The 19,716-nt window shown below is 35.4% G+C and carries 17 protein-coding genes and 1 riboswitch; of the genes, 1 reads left to right on the plus strand and 16 read right to left on the minus strand.

Features of this window, described 5'->3' with window-relative positions; genetic code table 11:
* Positions 1 to 128: 128 nt before the first annotated feature.
* Positions 129 to 283: riboswitch (cyclic di-AMP (ydaO/yuaA leader) on the minus strand.
* Positions 284 to 794: 511 nt separating this feature from the next.
* From ACTYBU_RS08060 to ACTYBU_RS08125, 14 genes are all read right to left on the minus strand, one after another.
* The gene (locus ACTYBU_RS08060; protein ID WP_445488694.1) at positions 795 to 1,979 is read right to left on the minus strand and encodes an NAD(P)/FAD-dependent oxidoreductase; all 1,185 of its coding nucleotides are present in this window, start codon (positions 1,977 to 1,979) and stop codon (positions 795 to 797) included.
* 348 nt (positions 1,980 to 2,327) lie between these two features.
* On the minus strand, positions 2,328 to 2,753 hold the full coding sequence (locus ACTYBU_RS08065; RefSeq protein WP_445488696.1) for a DUF1641 domain-containing protein: 426 nt from the start codon (positions 2,751 to 2,753) through the stop codon (positions 2,328 to 2,330).
* 660 nt (positions 2,754 to 3,413) lie between these two features.
* Positions 3,414 to 3,707: a Dabb family protein gene (locus tag ACTYBU_RS08070; protein WP_445488698.1), complete on the minus strand. Its 294-nt coding sequence runs from the start codon at positions 3,705 to 3,707 to the stop codon at positions 3,414 to 3,416.
* A gap of 340 nt (positions 3,708 to 4,047) precedes the next feature.
* Entirely contained in the window at positions 4,048 to 5,025 is a 978-nt protein-coding gene (locus tag ACTYBU_RS08075; protein ID WP_445488700.1) for a ring-cleaving dioxygenase, read from the minus strand.
* 245 nt (positions 5,026 to 5,270) lie between these two features.
* Positions 5,271 to 5,480 (minus strand): ATP-binding protein, encoded by a 210-nt coding sequence (locus ACTYBU_RS08080; RefSeq protein ID WP_445488786.1) that lies wholly within the window; start codon positions 5,478 to 5,480, stop codon positions 5,271 to 5,273.
* A 377-nt stretch (positions 5,481 to 5,857) separates the two neighbouring features.
* Entirely contained in the window at positions 5,858 to 7,279 is a 1,422-nt protein-coding gene (locus ACTYBU_RS08085; RefSeq protein WP_445488702.1) for an amino acid permease, read from the minus strand.
* A gap of 86 nt (positions 7,280 to 7,365) precedes the next feature.
* The gene (locus ACTYBU_RS08090) at positions 7,366 to 7,497 is read right to left on the minus strand and encodes a hypothetical protein (protein WP_445488704.1); all 132 of its coding nucleotides are present in this window, start codon (positions 7,495 to 7,497) and stop codon (positions 7,366 to 7,368) included.
* 110 nt (positions 7,498 to 7,607) lie between these two features.
* Positions 7,608 to 8,495, minus strand: a complete 888-nt coding sequence (locus ACTYBU_RS08095; RefSeq protein WP_445488706.1) for an NAD-dependent epimerase/dehydratase family protein — start codon at positions 8,493 to 8,495, stop codon at positions 7,608 to 7,610.
* A 365-nt stretch (positions 8,496 to 8,860) separates the two neighbouring features.
* Positions 8,861 to 9,145: a putative quinol monooxygenase gene (locus tag ACTYBU_RS08100; RefSeq protein ID WP_445488708.1), complete on the minus strand. Its 285-nt coding sequence runs from the start codon at positions 9,143 to 9,145 to the stop codon at positions 8,861 to 8,863.
* Between the two features lie 104 nt (positions 9,146 to 9,249).
* Entirely contained in the window at positions 9,250 to 10,281 is a 1,032-nt protein-coding gene (locus ACTYBU_RS08105; RefSeq protein WP_445488710.1) for an NADH:flavin oxidoreductase/NADH oxidase, read from the minus strand.
* A gap of 709 nt (positions 10,282 to 10,990) precedes the next feature.
* Entirely contained in the window at positions 10,991 to 11,431 is a 441-nt protein-coding gene (locus tag ACTYBU_RS08110) for a MarR family winged helix-turn-helix transcriptional regulator (protein WP_445488711.1), read from the minus strand.
* A 452-nt stretch (positions 11,432 to 11,883) separates the two neighbouring features.
* Positions 11,884 to 12,669, minus strand: coding sequence for an SDR family oxidoreductase (locus ACTYBU_RS08115; protein ID WP_445488713.1), 786 nt, complete (start codon positions 12,667 to 12,669; stop codon positions 11,884 to 11,886).
* A 189-nt stretch (positions 12,670 to 12,858) separates the two neighbouring features.
* Positions 12,859 to 13,710 carry a GRP family sugar transporter gene (locus ACTYBU_RS08120; RefSeq protein WP_445488788.1) on the minus strand — a complete coding sequence of 284 codons (852 nt, stop codon included), beginning with the start codon at positions 13,708 to 13,710 and terminating at the stop codon, positions 12,859 to 12,861.
* Positions 13,711 to 13,974: 264 nt separating this feature from the next.
* Positions 13,975 to 14,874 carry a TetR/AcrR family transcriptional regulator gene (locus tag ACTYBU_RS08125; RefSeq protein WP_445488714.1) on the minus strand — a complete coding sequence of 300 codons (900 nt, stop codon included), beginning with the start codon at positions 14,872 to 14,874 and terminating at the stop codon, positions 13,975 to 13,977.
* 284 nt (positions 14,875 to 15,158) lie between these two features.
* Here ACTYBU_RS08125 and ACTYBU_RS08130 point away from each other — a divergent pair, with 284 nt between their 5' ends.
* On the plus strand, positions 15,159 to 16,682 hold the full coding sequence (locus ACTYBU_RS08130; RefSeq protein ID WP_445488715.1) for a DHA2 family efflux MFS transporter permease subunit: 1,524 nt from the start codon (positions 15,159 to 15,161) through the stop codon (positions 16,680 to 16,682).
* Between the two features lie 204 nt (positions 16,683 to 16,886).
* Here the strand turns inward: ACTYBU_RS08130 and ACTYBU_RS08135 are convergent, their stop codons facing one another.
* Both ACTYBU_RS08135 and ACTYBU_RS08140 read right to left on the minus strand, forming a co-directional pair.
* Complete coding sequence (locus tag ACTYBU_RS08135; RefSeq protein WP_445488717.1) at positions 16,887 to 17,471, minus strand: LytR/AlgR family response regulator transcription factor; 585 nt, start codon at positions 17,469 to 17,471, stop codon at positions 16,887 to 16,889.
* A 146-nt stretch (positions 17,472 to 17,617) separates the two neighbouring features.
* Positions 17,618 to 19,645, minus strand: coding sequence for a flagellar assembly protein A (locus ACTYBU_RS08140; protein WP_445488719.1), 2,028 nt, complete (start codon positions 19,643 to 19,645; stop codon positions 17,618 to 17,620).
* Between the last annotated feature and the right edge of the window lie 71 nt (positions 19,646 to 19,716).

A 19,716-nucleotide genomic window follows, 5' to 3' on the forward strand; every position in this document is an offset into this window, starting at 1 on the left:
ATAACACTTAAAATTTTAACATTGCTATTTCTTTGTATTTTGCACAAAAATCAAGCTTTTCTCCTTTTTTCCCAACAAAAAGACCACAGAGGATTACCCCGTGGCCGTAATAAACGATCATCAGAATCATTTCCTCTCTCTTAACGCTTACGGAGTTAGCTGTCGGATTCGGGCAGTTGGAGAGTTTGCCCTACCTTTACATTTAAAAGGATTCACCCCAAGTACAAAATTGTACAAAAATGGGTCCCCCGTTTCAATTAATTGAACTCAGCGATTAAAGAACTTATTTTCTATGGATGATATTACTCCTGTATTTGAGGAATGTAAAGCACTCAAAAGCGGAAAAAAACGACATATATCGTTAAAAATAGCCATCGCAGGCGAAATATGTGGAATAAATAAATCAAATCTCTTCCTTTCACCATTTTTCTTCGTTCTTTAAACGAAATGGTAAAATAGTGAAAATTTTTTTGAGACTTATGTAAAATCCGGCGGTAATTGCTCGAGTAAAAAAGAAAGGCTGTTTTCGTATAGATTGTTGCTTTTAAATTTGCAGCTTGCATACACTTCGTCTGTTTAGCGAGCGTCGATCCTCCTCCTCGTAAACGCTCCTGCATGTGTCTCGCCTTTCTCCCATTCCCACAGGAGACTCCATGTATTCAGGCTGCTAAGTACTCTTCTCCCACTTTTTTATGTGTAAAACAACAAACTTTGAGAAAACAGCCAAAAGAAAAGAGGAATTAATCTACTTAAAATAAGTCTACTAATTCCTCTTTTAAATGCCTATTTAGTCCTTAATATGCCAGACTAAATAATCCTTTTATATGTGTTAAGTAACGTACATTACTTGCTTCTTTCATTAATGTTGCTGGCAATCCTTTAAGTGGTGTAGAATTTGCACCAATAATCGCCACGCCATCTTTACGTCCAAGGCTTGCTAATGTACCAGAATTAACTGGCTTAAATGTATCTAGCGATTTGCCTTCAAGGAACGCAAAAAGATTGTATCCAATTAATTCACCCATTTGCCATGCAATTTGCGCGGTTGGAGGTGCTGGACGACCATCGCCATCTGCAGGGAAATATACAGCACTGTCACCAGCTACAAATACTTCTGGATGTGATGTTGACTGCAAGTTATCGTTTACTGTTGCACGTCCGCGGTTTACTTCTAAACCTGACACGCCAACTAATGGATTTCCTTGAACTCCACCAGTCCAAACAAAAGTATTTGTAACAATTTTTTGACCATCTTTTAAATCTACAACATTGCCTGCAACATTTGTGACAGGTAAGCCTGTTAAGAATTTTACTCCGCGAGCTTCTAAACTTTCTGTTGCTCGTTGAATTAAATTTTCCGGAAGAACAGGTAGAATTTTTGGTCCAGCTTCTACAAGCAATAATTTAATTTCTTTAAAGTCTACACCATATTTTTTAGTTAGTTTTGGAAGAATATCAGCTAGTTCACCAACTAGTTCTACTCCAGTTAGTCCGCCGCCGCCGATTAATATAGTAGCATCTTCTTCTTTTTTTGTTTTTGCATATTCACGAATACGCTCTTCCACATGGTTATAAATTTTGTTTGCATCAGCAGCAGATTTTAGTACCATGCTGTTTTCTTCCAGACCAGGGATTCCAAAATATGCTGTAACACTTCCTAATGCAACTACAAGTGCATCATAAGTAAGTGTAGAGCCGTCTGTTAAAGCAACCTCTTTATTGTCTACAGAAAAAGAATCAACCGTTGCAATTTTTAAGTCTACATCTTTTCCTTTTAAAAGTTTTTCAAGAGGCATTGCCACTGCTTGTTCTGCAACATTTCCAGCAGCAAGACGGTGTAATTCTGTAATAATTTGATGTGTTGGATATTTATTGATTAGCGTAACTTTTGCCTGTTCTTTCGTATAATATTTACGAACATTTTGAGCAGCTAAAAGTCCACCGTATCCAGCACCTAAAATAACGATATGTTTTGACATAGTTTAGTCCTCCGTCCTTATTCCTAATTAAAAATAATGCTTACTGGCTGTCGACAAACGCTCTTGTTTCTAGTTGTTCGCTTTACTCGGATGCTCATTACTCAACCACGGTAACTGCGCTCCTCCCAAAGCTTCACGCATCGAAATAGAAAGGTTTTCGATCACCCAGCAGGTCCTGCAAAATCTATTTTGTCTACCCTGAAAAGTGGGTCCGCAGGTTGAATACACTTCGCTTTCCCGCAGGAGTCTTCGTGTATTCAACCTGCTCTGTACTGTAAATAGTAGAATCTGCTTCTTTTCATGCGCCATGGTGCAAATTTTGTTGCATGGGTGTCTACCCTCTAATGCTTATTTTTGTTGTTCACGTTCTGTCATGATTTGAAGATAGCTTTGAGTAAATCGGAATAATTTTTGTGCCTGCGGATCTTTTAATAATTTCAACAATCCAAATAGACCAATTGTTTCATTGCTTTTTTCAGCACGGTCTTTTGCTTCAATCGCAGTCGCTGCAACACCTTTAACAGAATGAACAACTGGCTCCATTACTTCTGTAAGAGCGCCAACCGTATCACTTTTAAGTACGTCATCTGTAGAAACAGATTGAACAAAATCGTAAGACTTTGTTAATACATTTACCAACTCTGTTAATTTTGGAAGTTGTTCTATTAAAGTTGTCAATGATTCTTGGACTTCTGGCTTAAGCAGTTGATCTAATAAATCTTGACTAGCTGTCAGTTGGTTTTCAGCTTTTGTTTGCGTAGTTGATTCTGACATATACTGATTCTCCTTTTCCATAAGCATATTATGCCTAAATAATTTTGTTTTTTTCACGGAAACTCTTGTGATTATGTGCACAAAAATTCGCAAACTTTTAAGTACTTCTTATTTAAGTAAGATGTAATAAGGTATGAAAGCATTCTATAATAGTAACCAAACTATTGAATCTAACATTTGACCCTTGTTTAACTCCTTTAATATAATACCACTTTTTTATTAAAAATAAATGTGAGAATGACAAAATTTTAGAGTTTTTTTTAGCAATTAAGACTTAAATCACTTTAATTTACTGTTTAGACATATTTTTTTGATATTTTGCTTTGAAAATACGCTTATCTTCTACTATTATTTTAAACTTGTTGGATGAAACTGCCTTTCAACATCGCTGTTCACAGGAACGATCCCAATGTCATCAAGCTTAATTTCAATATATTGGAAATCGAACAAAAAATGGGAGCATACGTAAGTTTTCCGAGACTCACCGCTCGCTTTCCATGGGGCGAGCGGTGAGTCTCCTCGTCGCAGACGCTCCTGTGGGGTCTCACCTGTCTCGCAATTCCCGTAGGAGTCGAGCAGACTTCCAAACCAATCACTTTTAAAATATTACAATTTATGGAATGTTAAGTTGATGACATTGGGAACGATCCTCAAGGTTTTCTAAATTTCAATATCTACTACAATGCTGTCTACTCTGCCAACTTCTCGAATAAACGAAGCAACCGCTTGATGCTCCGGATTTGGCTTATATAGTTCCAATGCTTGTCGATCTTCAAAGCGTACTTTTAATATAACTTGGTATTCTTTACCACTTTCAGCAAAATTTAAACCTGCCTGCAAATCTATAATGCCCATAATTTTATTACGTAATGTTCGAAAACGCTTTATCACTTCATGTAATTGTTCTTCCGTTGTCGATTCACTGAATTTTACAAGGACGATATGATCTATCATAGTAATGGACCTCTTTCTTTGCGTAAGTTTACTTGTTTTCACGTTTAACGGTCAGTTATCCCCCTCCTCTATGCTTGGAGTACTAAAATGCAAAGGCGGGGAAGAACTATCCTTAAAAACCTGATTGGTTTAACTAGCCAACAGCGGGGAAAGAACACACTCACTGTTGGCGTTTCACTTTATTTTATCGAAAATTTTATTGTCCATCAAATTTTAACATTTTGCGCCTTCTAATTCAGCACTTATTAACATATAGAAAATTTGTGTTTTATTGTTATACCATAAACTTTAGCAAAAAAAATCCACAGGGAAAATAAATTTCTCCCTGCAGATTACCTTTTTATTCCTTTATAAATTCAATTGTGCTCCTAACGGTATCTATAGGTCGAACTAGCTTTTCAATTTGTTCTCTTTTAGGTTCTAAGAACGGTGGCAGCGATAATTTCTCACCAAGTGTTTCATATGGCTCATCCCCCATAAATCCTGGGCCATCGGTTGCAAATTCAAATAAAATTTGCGGAGCAACTCTTGCATACAAGGATTCAAAAAAATGACGATCCACATAGCCTGATGTTTGGAAGCCAAAACTTTCCATCCGACTAATCCATGACTCTAACACTTGGCGGTTTTCTACTCGGAAAGCAACATGATGGACAGTTCCGAACCCTTGACGAGCGGGTGGAAGTGCAGCATTATGCTCCGCAATCACTTGTGCTCCATTTCCGCCTTCCCCTACTTCAAATAAATGCAAGGAGCCTTCATTGGCAATCTCTTTAAACTGGAGTACTTGTTCCATCATTTCTTTAAAATAATCAAAATTGGCTATTCGAATAAATATTGGTCCTAAACCAGTTATCGCATATACTAATGGGACTGGCCCTTTTTTCCATGGGATGCCAGAAACAACTCCCACATTTTTTTCATCTGAAATTAATTGATAGTGCTGATCATCAAAGTCAACAAATGAAAGTGTTTTTTTGCCAAATTGTTCTTTTATGCCACTGTGTTTTACTTCATATCTGTCAAAACGATTCACCCAATACTCAATTGCTGCGTCGTTTGGAACACGAAAGGATGATTTTGATATTTCATTCGTTCCATGTATGCCTTGAGGAATTTCTGGAAAATCAAAAAATGTCATGTCTGTTCCAGCATTTCCTCTGTCATCTGCAAAAAACAAATGATATGTTTGTATATCGTCCTGATTCACTGTTTTTTTGACTAATCGCATTCCTAGTATATTGGTAAAAAACTGATAATTTTTTTCCGCACTGCTTGTTATGGCAGTAACATGATGGACCCCTTTTAAACCATTCATATTGCTCCCCCTAATTGTTTTGTCTATCCATATTGTGTTCCATTAAACTTTAAAATGATGATCAAGTTTTTCTGTATTTAATATTTCAATTTAAAATATCTTTATTTCGAGATAAATATATCACTTCTCATTTCCCCTGTCAAGATTCTTCCAAATAATATTCACTTCTCATCTCTACACGTTTTTGAAGACATTTTAAGAAAATAAAAGAGTACTGTCCATAATGGTTGTACTTTACTCTTTTTTTAAAGGCAAGGTATACTGATTTCAAAGGTGGCACCTTGATTTATTTTACTTCTTATTTTTATATTGCCGTGAAAATTATGTATAATTTTAAAACAAACCATCGTTCCTAAACCGGTTCCTTGATCTTTTGTTGTATACAAAGGGGAACCAAGACGTTTTATTTGTTCTTTCGCCATTCCTTTTCCTGTGACTGTTATTTGAATTTCAATGTTTCTGCCTTTTTTTCAGCATCTATAGTTAGAATTCCTTTTTCCTCAAATAACCTCTTCCTTATTATGGTGGAATCATTCCTTATTCTAGTAATTTGACAATAGTATATTACTTTCAATACTTTACAAAAGTATAAAAAAACGACCGAAATTTCTCCGTTTTTATTGAGAGAGATGGACTATTTGTTTCTAGAATCCATCTCCTTATTTTCATTAATGAATCCTCTTTTTTAGCTTCGCTTCAATGCAAGTTATTCTGCTGCAACGTATTCCATTTAAAAATATACGAATAAAAGAGCAACAATATTTCCCATTGAACTTCATGCTATTACTTCTCCAACAAAAAAACGTTATATTGCAGATTTTGTTAGGTATGACTATTCTTTCTTTTTATGATGCAATTCTTCTGCCATTTCCATCTGCATTTTTGCATGAAAATTTGTTAATTGTTCCTGCTGTTGTGTCCCGACCTGATACTTCGATGAAGATTTAACTTTTCTAACTATCAAATAAATAGCAGCATACATCGTTATTAATATTATACCTGCAACAAGGCCTGCGCCTTGTCCTTTTATTAATGGCATACTTCCAATAATAGCAAGCAAGCTTATTAACACAATATAAGAGGAATAAGGATACCCTGGAAATTCTCTCTTTTCAGGAAGCCAGCCTTCCTTTTTCCGATAAATATAATGAGTCGCCACAATAACCACATACGTAAACAATAAAGCAAATCCTCCGGAACTGATTAAAAATACGTACACATGCTGTGGAAGCAAGGTTCCTAATAACAATCCGCCTAGCATTCCTGCCCCTGAAAATAATATTCCTCTATATGGAACATCTTTTTTGCTTTTAACCCAAGACGGGGCATGTCCTTCATCAGCAAGAGAACGAATCATCCTGCCAAGCCCAAACATGGAAGCAAGCATAGTTGATAATATGGCTGTTATAAGCACAATATTAATAATGGCTCCAGCCCATCCGATTCCATACCTTGTTAGCGCTGCTACCATTGGACTTATTTCTTCGGTTAAGGACGCAGTGGGGATTAATGGCAATAATGCGGCAATAGTAAAGATATAAAGGCCAACAAGTACGACAACAGTATAAAGAATCGCTTTTGGCACAGTTTTATGAGGATCTTTTGTTTCAGATGCTGCCAACCCAATAACTTCAAAACCAGCATATGTAAAAATAACGATCAGCATGCTACCGGCAATTCCGCTAATTCCAGCAGGGAACCAATTTTCTTTTGTTAAAATACCCGCTCCCACTCTTGGAACCCCAGGCATAAAACCAACAATGAGTAAAACAGCCAATATAATAAACCCGATGAGAGCAAGCAGTTTAATTGCAGCGAGACCGCTTTCCAATTTGCTTAATCGTTCAGCTCCTAATAAATTTAATAACGTAACAGTTATAATCACACTTGAACCTAGCAACAGCAAGTTGGTATTTGGCATCCACTCTCTTAATAAAATAGCCACTGCAGTTGCTTCACTCGACATTGCAAGCACGATACCTGTCCAGTAAACCCATCCCACTACAAATCCGACTCCAGCCCCAAAAGCCTTTTCAGCAAATGTTCGAAATGAACCTGGGGCAGGATCCGAAATGGTCATCTCAGAAAGAGCAGCGAGAATGAAATAAACTAATACTCCTCCGATAATATAGGAAAGGAGAATGGACACACCTGCCTGCTTTATTCCAATCGCTACTCCTAAAAAGAAGGAGCCTCCTATTACTGTTCCTAATGCCATCATAGCTAACTGCCATGCAGAAAGACCTTTTTCCATTCCTATCTCCTCCTTATTTTCATTGTTTAATTAAATTATTTGCATTTGCTTCATAAAATATGAGAAGAGGAATAAGTTCAATTTGTTTATCTTTCTTTTTTCTTATGAAATAAATTTTTTTGAATATCCTGATATTCTTTTTCTCCTATAATGCCTAAGCATTTAAAGATATAGGAATATGCATAAATTTTATTTTGAATACGCCCACTTTGTTTCATTCAATATCACCCCTGCTATCATAATATTAACCATCAACAAAAAAGTTTCCTTAACGCAAAAAAATAATAAAAAAGGCTAAGGCAGACAATAATATCCACCTTAACCTATTTCACTTTATTGTTGTTTTTTGAATTAATTCTTCCACTAATTTTGGAAGCCATTCGCTTAAGTCTGTAAAAGAAAAGTCCCGTTGTTTTGCTTTTTTATTGCTCATCGCCCAAAAGGAATTAATATTATATGGAGATACATTGTCTTCTCGCATTTCGTTAGAAAGAATAAACGGTTTCTCCGTCTTTTCTTCTATCAGTTCAAGCAATTTTTTTATCGAAATCACTCCATTTGAACATGCATTAATTGGTCCTATTACGTTCTTTTCCCCTGCCCAGGCTATAAACTTGCCCGCTTCTTTTTCATCAATAAATCCCATTGCAGCATGTATGTTAGAAAAATAGATTTCTTCTGATGCCATGATTTTCTTTATATGAAACAATAATCTTTCTGTGTAATCATTTATGCCTAATACGATCGGTATTCTTACCGCAGCAACTTCAAATGGTGCTTGTTGAAAGAATACGGCTTCAGCCTGCCTTTTTCCTTCTTGATAAGAAACATCTTCACGTGGGGATATTTTGATGGGATAAGAATACGGATCAAAATCTTCTTCTTCTAAAAAATCGGGAGACGCATCATAAACAGATAATGTGCTTGTTAAAATATATTTTTTAGTTTTCCCACTAAAAACTTTAATTGCATCTAAAGCATCTTTAGAAGAGTAGCATATTTGGTCATAAACAATATCCCAATTGGTTTTTTCAAAACAATTCATAAAGTTTTCAAAATTATTTCTGTCAAAAAAAATACGGTTCACCTGTTCACCAAAAGGGTCCGATGTTAACCCTCTTGTAGCAATCGTCACCTCATAGCCTTTATCAAGCAGGGATGCAACTAAATGCTGGCCAAAAAACCTTGTACCTCCTAAAACAAGAGCTTTCCCCATCTTCCTTCCTCCTTCTACTAATTCTTCTCATCGCTCATAAAAATCCCCATTATTCTTTTTAAAAAAACTCGTATCTCCAATAGCACAGCTATATGTATATGTTAAAGATATTACACTGTCTCCCTAAAAAAAGCAGTCAAAATGCTCTTTTATCCCACTCTTAACGGGCAGTAAGACCCCCACCTCGGGGATGCCGAGAAATCGAGGAAGCTAGGTGTTGAAACTCGCCCGTAAAGGTCCGATAAGTGCAACTAACCATCAGTGGGGGATGAGGAAAAACCCCCACTGATGGAAGTTTACTTTATTTTTCTATCTACTTACTTATAGAAGAATAGAAGTTTTGTTGGCTGCTTGAAATTTAATCATTATACTATTTTCAGTTTTAATACTTCTGTTGATTCTACCAACTGCTCCATCTCTTTCTGAACATGAATAAAATGTGCTGTTTTATTATGATATTGGATTGCTTCGTTGCTTTTCCATTTTTCGTAAAATACAAACAAGCCATTTTCTTCTAACGATTCATTGAGCTCGTAGCTTATGCAGCCCTTTTCATTTCGAGACGGTTCTACTAAGTTTTTTAACAGCTTCTGAAGCTTCTTTTCTTTTCCTGGTTGGGCTCTAATAATAGCTGTTAAGGTTATTTCCAAATTGACTCCTCCATTCTCAAGGCTTCTCGCAACGAAATACAGATGTTTTTATCAGCCAGCAGTTTGTGGTGATACTTTTCTACATTCTATTTATTCACTTCGGTTTATTTATTTGGGAATCCAAATACATATTGCTTTGGAATAGTTGTTTCTTTCTGAAGCTTTGCAGCAGCCTCTAATGTCCAATATGGATTTCTCAACATGCCCCTACCTACCGCTACTAAATCCGCATCTTCGTTTCCAATGACTGCATTTGCCAGTGCTGGTTCGTCTAATCTTCCTACAGCAATAACAGGAATTTGCAGGTTTTCTTTGAACATTCTAGCCAATGGTACTTGATAAGCTACGTGTGTACCTGGTTTTCCGGCCGCAGCGATCGGTCCTTCCCCACCAGCGCTAATATGGAAAATATCTACTCCTGCTTCTTTATATTTTTTGGAAAATTCGATGCTATCGTGAATATCATATCCGCCTTCTACGTATTCTTTTGCTGATACACGCATGATTAATGGCATGTTTTCAGGCATAGCCTTTTTAGCACCCGAAATTATCTCCACTCCAAATTTTGTTAAGTCTTTCCCATATTCGTCAGTTCTTTTATTCGTTAACTTCGATTGAAATTGATGAATTAAATAGCCATGTGCACCATGGAGCTCAATAGTGTCAACACCTGCTTTAACTGCCCGTTCTACTGCTTGCTGAAATTTATCCACCATTTGTTTTACTTCGTCTGTTGAAAGCTCCCTCGGTGTTTTTGAATTTTCATCAAAAGCAACTGGAGATGGTGCAACTGGGATTTCCGCATCTTGTGCTTTGCGGCCTGCATGCGCAATTTGAATACCGACTTTCGCTCCATACTGATGACATGCATCGACAATACGTGCTAATGCCGGTATTTGTTCATCTGACCATAAACCTAGATCAAAATCAGATATGCGTCCATCTGGCTCAACATCTGTCATTTCGATAATAATTAAACCGGCGCCTCCTATTGCTCTGCTTACATAATGCACATAATGCCAATCTGTAGCTATCCCATCCTTATTGAAAACAGAATACTGACACATAGGCGGCATTACTACGCGATTTTTTAATGCTAATCCTTTATTAGAATAGGGGCTGAATAAATGTTCCATTTTATAATTCCTTCTTTCTTTTTATAAATGCATGCTCATGCATATAAATTATCATTCTTTCATTTGTGCGTCAAGCAGCAGCCTCCTGTATGTTAAATACATGGTTGATCTTTAGATATAGTTTAACTTTGTCTTTCACCATCACACTCTTTATCAACAATAATTTTAAGATATACACAAAATCATATAAAGTGAACCTTTCCATCAGTAGAGGTCTTACTGCCCGTTAAGTGTGGGATAATAAGCACGATTATTCGTTTTTTCCACAAAAAAAACAAAAGCGCAAGCGCCTTGATCATCGCCGTACAAACTGGCCGATTAACTTCGCCACGGCCTTATGTCTTCATCGGCACTTGTACTTCCTGTACTTCGGAAGGGCTTCGACTGAGATAAGACGAACCTTCTATCAGGGCGATTTTCCCCTGATGGTTAGTTGAGTCGATCAGGTTTTTACGGGCAGTTTTTTCACCTACTTCACATTTCTTAGACGATACCTTACTGCCCGTTATAACGTGATAAAGGAAACACGATGAGCGATAGCGAATCGATATTGACTTATCGTAGGGAGATGACCTGAAGTTTGATAGGCGATAGGCGCAGGAGCTGAAAGCGGACCATACTGCTAAGTTATCCACCACTCTATTTCGTTTATAATTTCCTAGACGATAAAAAAAACAGTTCATTCGGCATCCCTTTGAAACTGTTCTTTCTATGAGGTTTCGGTTAATTGCTGCATTACTTCTTTTAGATCTTGCTGAAGATTATTCTTAGAAAGTGCCCCGGCAAGTGCCTGATGAAAGGTTGCATTTGCTCTTTGTAGTTTTTCTTCTCCATAATCAGTCAACGATGTGTAGATGCCTCTTCTATCATCCTGACAAATATGCCTTTTTAAAGCACCACAGTTTTTTGCTTCCATTCTCGCAACAAGCCTCGATAAGGCACTTTGGCTTAATCCTACCATTTCCTGCAGCTGCTGCAGCCTTAATTTTTTATCAGGAGATTGTGATAAAAACAGTAGCACATAAAATTCTCTTAACGTTAATTGATGAGCCTCTTGTAAAGCATCTTCCAATTCATTTGCCAAATTAGCTTGAATTTGTGAAAAAGACAGCCAACTTTCCAATAATCGATTTTGCTGATTAATTTCCATTCTATCTCCACCTGTATTGGGTAACTATTCAAAAAAGATTTTATCTCTTTTCTTACTAATAATTAATTGTACCAATGAAAACTTTTACTAGTCAAATACTATCTGCAATAATTAACGTTGAAAACAAAAGAACTGCCACTTGTACAAATTATTAGATCACTTCAAAAAAGAGATTGTCTCATAAGTCGATTTTCAGGCTTCGAGACGATTTTTTTAAATCTATTTTCAATTCAAATAAGAGTGTATGGGACAAAACTGCTGCATTTTCTAGCACACTGTCCATTAGAAGGGGGGGATTGATTTAGTGAAGGGAAAGAAAAAGCTGACTCTAAAAGTCGTTATTAACGAATAACCTTTTGAGACAGCCCCTTCTGAAAAACATGTCTTACTAAATTCTCGACATATGTACTCATTTGCACCACTACAAGATATAAGACCTGCTAAAATTCTATTTATCCTCTTCCTGCTTGAAAGGCAGGATACTTTGTCATGCCTCCATCTGCAAATAAGGTAATGCCTGTAACGTAGCTTGATTCAGTGGAAGCAAGCCATACAGCCACAGCTGCAATTTCTTCTGGTTTTCCAATATAACCTAATGGAATCATGCTTTCTACATCTTTGCGTTTTTGTGGATCGGCAAGCTTTTCTTCATTAATTGGTGTATTTATAGCACCTGGACCAATATTATTCACGCGGATTCCTTTTGGAGCATACTCAAGCGCTAATGTCTCCGTCAACAGTTTTACTCCGCCTTTACTTGCAGCATAATGAACAAAAGTAGGCCATGGTATTTGTTCATGAACACTCGACATGTTAATAACATTTCCTTTTATATTATTTTCAACAAAATAATTGATGGCCTCTCTGCTTCCTAAAAACGCTCCAGTTAAATTTGTTTTGATGACTTTTTCCCAATCTTCCAAAGGTAATTTATGGGAAGGAACTGAATTTTCAATCCCCGCATTATTAATCCAAATATCCAAACCTCCAAATTGTTCAATTGCAAAACTTACAAGGTTTTTAACATCCTCTTCCTTTGATACATCTCCTTGGATTACGGCTGCTTTCCCTCCAGCATTCTCCACTTCCATTTTCACTTTTAATGCTTCTTCATTATGGCTGTAATAATTTATAATGACATTACATTTTTCTTTTCCAAAGCGTATAGCCATTGCTCGGCCGAGTCCTGTAGATGCTCCTGTTATAACAACCACTTTCTCTTGTAGGTCTGTATACAAAATAATTCCTCCTTAAAAATAAACATTCTCTTTAGTAATAAATAAAATAATTTATCAATAATATAGATTTACCCTATATTAATAGTAATAATCCTCTTTACTGAAGTTTCATTTTTTTTGCTTGTCACCTTCACTTTAGTAGTAAAGAACGTTTTAGCGTCTGTTTCTGCTTTACGAAAATTTCTGTTATTATTTTTTGGCAATTCCTAAACAAACTACCCCAATAACAATCAAGATAATTCCTAATCCAATAAACATTAATTGACGTTTTGTTTTCTTTTCTTTTAACAGGAATATTCCGCCCAATGTTGAAATAACAACACCTGTTTGCGATAAAGAAAAACTAATGGCAACTCCAACTTTAGGCTGAGAGATAAATAAGAACATGTTTCCTGCCGCCCAAAAAAGGCCCGGGAAAATATTATAGAGAGCATGCTTATTATAGGGTTTGTGTTTATATGTAATAATAATACCGCCAATAACCATTCCAATCGCTTGCGGAAATAGCGCAGACCAGCCAACCACTCCAAATACACGGCCGATTGCAGCATATCCAACATAGCCTACTGTTGAAATAAGAAGGGTAATAATCCCCTTTTTTAACGCTTTGTTTTCATCTTCGCTGGTTTTATTATCATAGGACGTAAAAATAATTCCACATAAAATCAATATGATTGCAGTAACGCCCAAAATGATGGTGGTCTTACTGTTCCATTCATGAAACGCTAATACACCGACGAGGGTAATAGTAACGATTTGCAGCCCAGTTGAAATAGGCATAGTCTTGGAAACACCAATATATTGGATCGATTTATATTGACTGCTTTGCCCAAGAGCCCAAAACATTCCAGATACAACCCCAACAACAAAAATGGTAGGTGTTAATTGAGGGTGGGCGATAAAATAAACTACTGTAGAAAACAACAATGCTCCAATGGTTGTTCCCAAGGTTTGGCTATACGGTCCACCCCCTATTTTTACATTTAATAAAATAATACTTCCCCAAAAAATGGCAGGAAGGATAGCTAAAAATAAATCCACGTCATCTAACCTCTTTCTATCTTTATACTTTAGTTGATTTTCCCTTTGTTGAAAAACAAACAATACACTTGTTTTTTAACAAATTTTCACATACATTCCAAAATACATTGTTACAATATAATTGCTTAAAATTATTGTAAGCATTTTATATCTATTTTCATATTTTCGACATAGTATGCCAAAATACTTCGTTAACTTCATTCTTTCCACTAAGCTAGCATGTTGAAACTTAATAATTGATTTTATTTTACATAAAGTCAAAAATTATTCCTTATTGCTAATAAACAATAAAACATTTTTTTCAAAGCAATTGAATGCTTTTAAACACTTACTTTCTTTTAATGAATCTTTTAAGGTAAGGAGGGCACATTCCACCAAGTGTTTTCTTGGTACTGCAGCTTCCATTAATTCTTCTTGAATAAATTCTATTAACTGATCATATTTAGATTGTTCCCTTTTATAGGTACAATCTAAACGAATAGATTTTTTTAATTCTTGCGTACTGCTTTCCATCACTTGATCCAGATTCATTATTCCATCATCTGGCAGCCATTTTTTTAAAAGGTTTGTCTCCAATAATTGTTCTTTTGTTTTGGACAGCTCTTCTGTCATATTCATTATTCTATTTACACTGTATTGGACAATTTTTTGAACATCTGGAGCAGCTTCATTTTCCAAAACAGAATAGAAAAAATGATTGTGTAGAATTCCTGCCAACATAATGGCACAGTCTAATAAATAAGGTTCTTTATCCACTGAACAAATATCCAATAAACGATTATACAGCCATTTAAGTTCTTCTATCCTTCTTAATTTTAGAAATTTTTTTAATTCATCATCATTAGTAAATAATATTTCCTCGAACAAGGATATAATTTTTAACTGATCATTAGTTTTAATCAATACTTCAATTTGTTTAACAAAAATATCAATATCTTTTTTATTTTGTCCTATTAACAATCTTTTTCTTTTTTCTCCTACTTCGAAATAAACGTTTTCAAAAATCGATATGAGGAGTTCATTTTTACTTGTGAAATAATTATAAAAGGTACCTTTGGAAATTCCGCTAGTTTCTAATATTTCTTGTATAGATGTTGCATGGAATCCTTTTTCTATAAATAATTCATGTGCTTTATTCAACACATATTTCTTCCGATTGTTCATCTCGATCACCTTAGAGAAAAATTAGACTGCTTGTCCAAACCGTATATTACCGTAATTAAATGGGAAATACAATATATACAGCCTTTCTATTAGGACACAAAGACACAAACTCCTCCTCTACACTATTTGATAATCATCTCGGCATCCCTTCTTCTCTTCCTAAAATATTATTAGACTCACGAAATTTTTCTATTGAAAATTTTATACTATCGGTATATTATTATTAAAGCCTAGAACAATTGTATAAAAAATGAACCACCAGTTCATAAGGAGGAACTATATAAATGGTTAGCCATGCAGAAAATCATACAACAAAACCGTCTTATGGCATTATAGTTATTTTAATGGCAGGCGCTTTTGTCGCTATCTTAAATTCTACTTTATTAAATATCGCTTTGCCGTCCATCAATAAAGATTTTCATATTGAGGCATCTATTGGGCAATGGCTTGTCACTGGCTATATGCTTGTAAACGGAATTATGATTCCAACAACAGCATTTTTGATTCAAAAATATTCTGTGCGCAGATTATTTATAACGGCGATGGGATTATTCACATTTGGAACAATCGTCGCTGGAGCTTCCAATCTGTTTTCCTTATTATTAGCTGCAAGAATGGTGCAAGCTACCGGTTCAGCCATTATGTTGCCGTTACTCATGAACTATTTACTGACAAACTTCCCTGTTGAAAAGCGTGGGAAGGCAATGGGGATTTTTGGGCTAGTAATGATTTTTGCCCCGGCAATAGGTCCAACAATGTCAGGATACATTGTGGAACATTATAGATGGACAATGCTTTTCCATGTCATAACACCGATTGCCGCTTTCGTTTTATTAGTTGCTATATTTAAATTAAAAGAAACAAAAGAAATTGCTGCGATCCGAATAGATAAACTTTCACTTGTCTTGTCCAGCATTGGATTTGGCGGGTTGTTATATGGATTCAGCTCTGCAGGCAGCAAAGGTTGGGACAAACTTGAAGTATATGGTACCTTGATTATTGGACTACTGTCGCTCGTATTATTTATCGTACGTCAATTAAAAATTGACAATCCCATGCTTGAGTTTAGGATTTTTAAATATCCTTTATTTGCATTATCTGCAAGCGTTTCGGTTATCATTAACATAACCTTATTTTCCGGTATGCTGCTGATGCCTATGTATGTCCAAACAATTAGAGGCATCTCTCCATTGCACTCTGGATTATTATTGCTTCCAGGTGCCATTATTATGGGAATCATGTCGCCAATTACGGGAAAATTATTCGATAAATATGGGGCTCGCATGCTTGCCATTACTGGTATCAGCATTACCGCTGTTACCACCTATTTATTCAGCAATCTATCGATGACAACAAGCTACACAACATTGATTATTATTTACGCTTTTCGCATGTTTGGAATGTCCATGGTTATGATGCCTGTTATGACTAATGGATTAAACCAAGTGCCCGTACGATTAAATCCTCACGGAACTGCTATGAATAATACGTTACAGCAAGTTTCTGGCGCAATTGGTTCTGCATTGATGATTACCATTATGTCCAACCGCACAAAAACACATGCTAAAGAATTAGCGGAAGAAGCCATGAAATCGATAGGAAATGCAGCCACTCAGCCTTCCGCCGAAACGATTGCGGCAGCAAAAAAAGCAATTGAGATGAAAGCGATGCTAGAAGGGATTAATGATGCCTTCTTCATTTCCGTTGGAATCGTTGTTGTTGCTATTCTGCTTTCCTTCTTTATGAAACGAGCAATTCCTGCTGATGAAACAAATCAATCAGCGAAGACGGAATCAAAAATAAGCTAAGCTGAATAGGAGCATTTCAGTAAAGATCATTACTCCCTTTGTAATAAAGTGAACCTTCCATCAGTGGGGGTTTTACTGCCCGTTAAGCGTGGGATAAAATCAAAATTTATCATGAATCAACATTAAAACCTTAATAAACCCTCTAATTTCTATGAAAGAAGCTAGAGGGTTTTTCATTTATGTTATTTTTTTGCAATTCATTCATTACGACATATATTTTTGAATCATATCTAATTTATACTTAGAAACCTTTGCTGTTTTATGATAATTGAAGAAATGAGCAAGATATAACTGTGATGTCTTTTCAATTTTTAACAGCTTATCCATATTAATAATATTGGAGCGGTGTGACAAAAGAAAACGGGAGTCTAAAAGGTGGTTAATAGTCGTGAGTGTTTCTTTGGATTCAAATACCTTATTTTTTGTATGAAAATAGGAATTTTTTTCAATTTTTTGAACAAAAATAACCTCATCTAGAGGGAGAAATATAAGATTATTTTTTTGTTTTAATATCAGCTTGCTTTTTCGCACCTTATTATTCGTGCTATATTGTAAAAATCGCCCTAATGCCATATACAATCTGGAATTATTAAATGGTTTTACTATAAAATCAATTGCACCGATTTCAAATGCTTGCACAGCGTAATGTTCTTTACTAGTAATAAAAATCACATGAAGAAGCGGCTGAATATTTTTGCAAGTTTTTATTGTACCGATTCCATCTTTCGATAAGATATCTAAATCCATTAAAACAAGATCCGGCTTTTCATGTAAGATATTTTCTATCAATTTTCTCCATTTTTTACTGATCCTACTATTTGAAATTCAGGACATTTTTTTATGTATAACATTACCATTTTTCTAATGATGCGGTCATTTTCAACAATAACGACTTTCAGAATACGCCCTCCTCACTATACATAATCCTCCCTTTTTCATGTCTGTGTTATTACTATTTTTTCATTTTTATTTAAGCTTGCGTAAACATGATATTTATCTTCTTTAAATGTATATCGAGTATTGCCAATCACAATTGTTGTTCCTTCCAAAACCTTTTTTATGATGATTTTTTGATTCACTGGAACGATAATAGAGGTTGCTATACCACTATTTGTGCCGGCTTCATTAATGTTTGCTCCCTCCTTTGCATATATTTTCCCACCTCGTAATACACCTAAAATTTTTATTTCCCCTGCAGCATAAATTCTAGTATTTATACTTCCTTGTCCATAGACAGTAACATTTCCAGAATAGTTTAGATAACTATTAAATACACTGGGAACGTTTATAAAAGCACTTTCCATATCTTTATTTTCGTTTATGACTGGAAGTTCTTTTATATTTTCAGCTAAATCCATCATATTATCTATTCCTACAAATGTTGGAGACAAAGAGAGAAATACTTTGCTTAAAGATTCAGCTATTCCTATATAGGAAGAAGGAACATGAAAATACTCATCGCTTTTTGTCATTTGGACATACTTTTTTACAAGTACAGGAAAATGACCATATCTATTCTCTATTAACCTCCTAACTAATGATTCTAGTCCTCTTTTATTATACTTTTCTTTATTAAAATTAGGAGCCGAAATAACCTGGTCTAATAAAACAACTATACTGTCTATTGTAGTAGAAATTTGTTGAAGTAATATTGACAATTCATTAAAAATTAAGTGATTTTCACCTGCTATAAGTTTTGAATTATTAATACTTCCTTTCGAAATAATAGAACCGTTAGCTTGTAAGGATGACTGATGTACTGCCTGTTTTACAAATATATTTCCTCCTGCCTCCACTTCCATTTTCTCTTCAACATCCCCTTTTATTTCAACATCCCCTTTAAAGCGAATATTTCCTGTTTTTAAGCTCACATTTCCTTCTTGTGTTAATTTTTTCCAAATTGATATTTTAACTAATTGTCCTTTTACTTCAATAGACGGTCTCCCGTCCTCCATCGCGATAACCTTATCATCCACAATTATTACTTCATTGCTTAAATTAGGGATGATGGGAAATGTTTGTTTTGCCGGCAATGGTTCATTGGTTACGGTAATGCCCATTTTCCCTGGTATAGCCGGGTGAATAACAGCAATTATGGCCCCTTTCTCTACAGTCGGAAAAGTAGCGATCTCTCTGTAATCAACCTGGCCATTTTCCATTTCCTTAAATCCCTTTTCTACTTCTGTTTTCACCTTGTTTTCTACCCATCCATGTTTTCCCTCTTGTGCCATTATGCCTAATGCTATTTCAAACTCTCCTGGCTCCATGGTTTCCATAGCTTTTATTATCTCTGGCTGCTGAATGCCATAGCTGACTTTTAATTCTTCCAGTTTTTTTATAATTGCCTTATATTCTAGTGAGTTTACGATTTGTTTCTTCTCATTCAGCTTTATTTTTAGTGTACTGTCAGGTTCGTAATCTGAAATTGATCGAATTATTTTATAGCCTGGATTAACCTTTAAGCTTACGTTCAATTTATTTTTATCTATTTTTATATTCCAAGTTGTTTCTATTGTTTCTGTTTCTATCCTAAATGAGTATTCACCACTTTTAATTAGAGGAATATTCTCCCCTTCCATCATCTCTTCTCCTTTAAACAACTTAATTCCATTTTCCAACGTTACAATAGGAATAATTTTTGCAGTTGGCTGTGCATATAGCTTCCCATCCTTAACCCAAACCTTCCCTTCTAAATCGAACTTGGTTGCTTCTGTTTTTTCTAATAGATCATTATCATCGCACTTTTTTTCATTGATATTGTGTGCTTTTATTACTTGCAGCTCCTTGATTTCTTCTTTTATCATCAGTTCAACCTCCGCTTTTTTTGATCTAAACCATAATATTGACCTTTTTCCGGGTTGGATGATTCTAATATTGACGTTATTTATCGATGTATTTAATAATTTCAAACCTACATTCAATGCATCTTCAACTGTCTTGCCCTTTGATATGATACTTCTCATTATTCTCCCTCCTATTTTATGAGCATTGATATAAATTCTCTCCTTCTTATCCTTTGCTTCCTCTCTCATTT

This window comes from Niallia sp. 03133 (assembly GCF_052663225.1).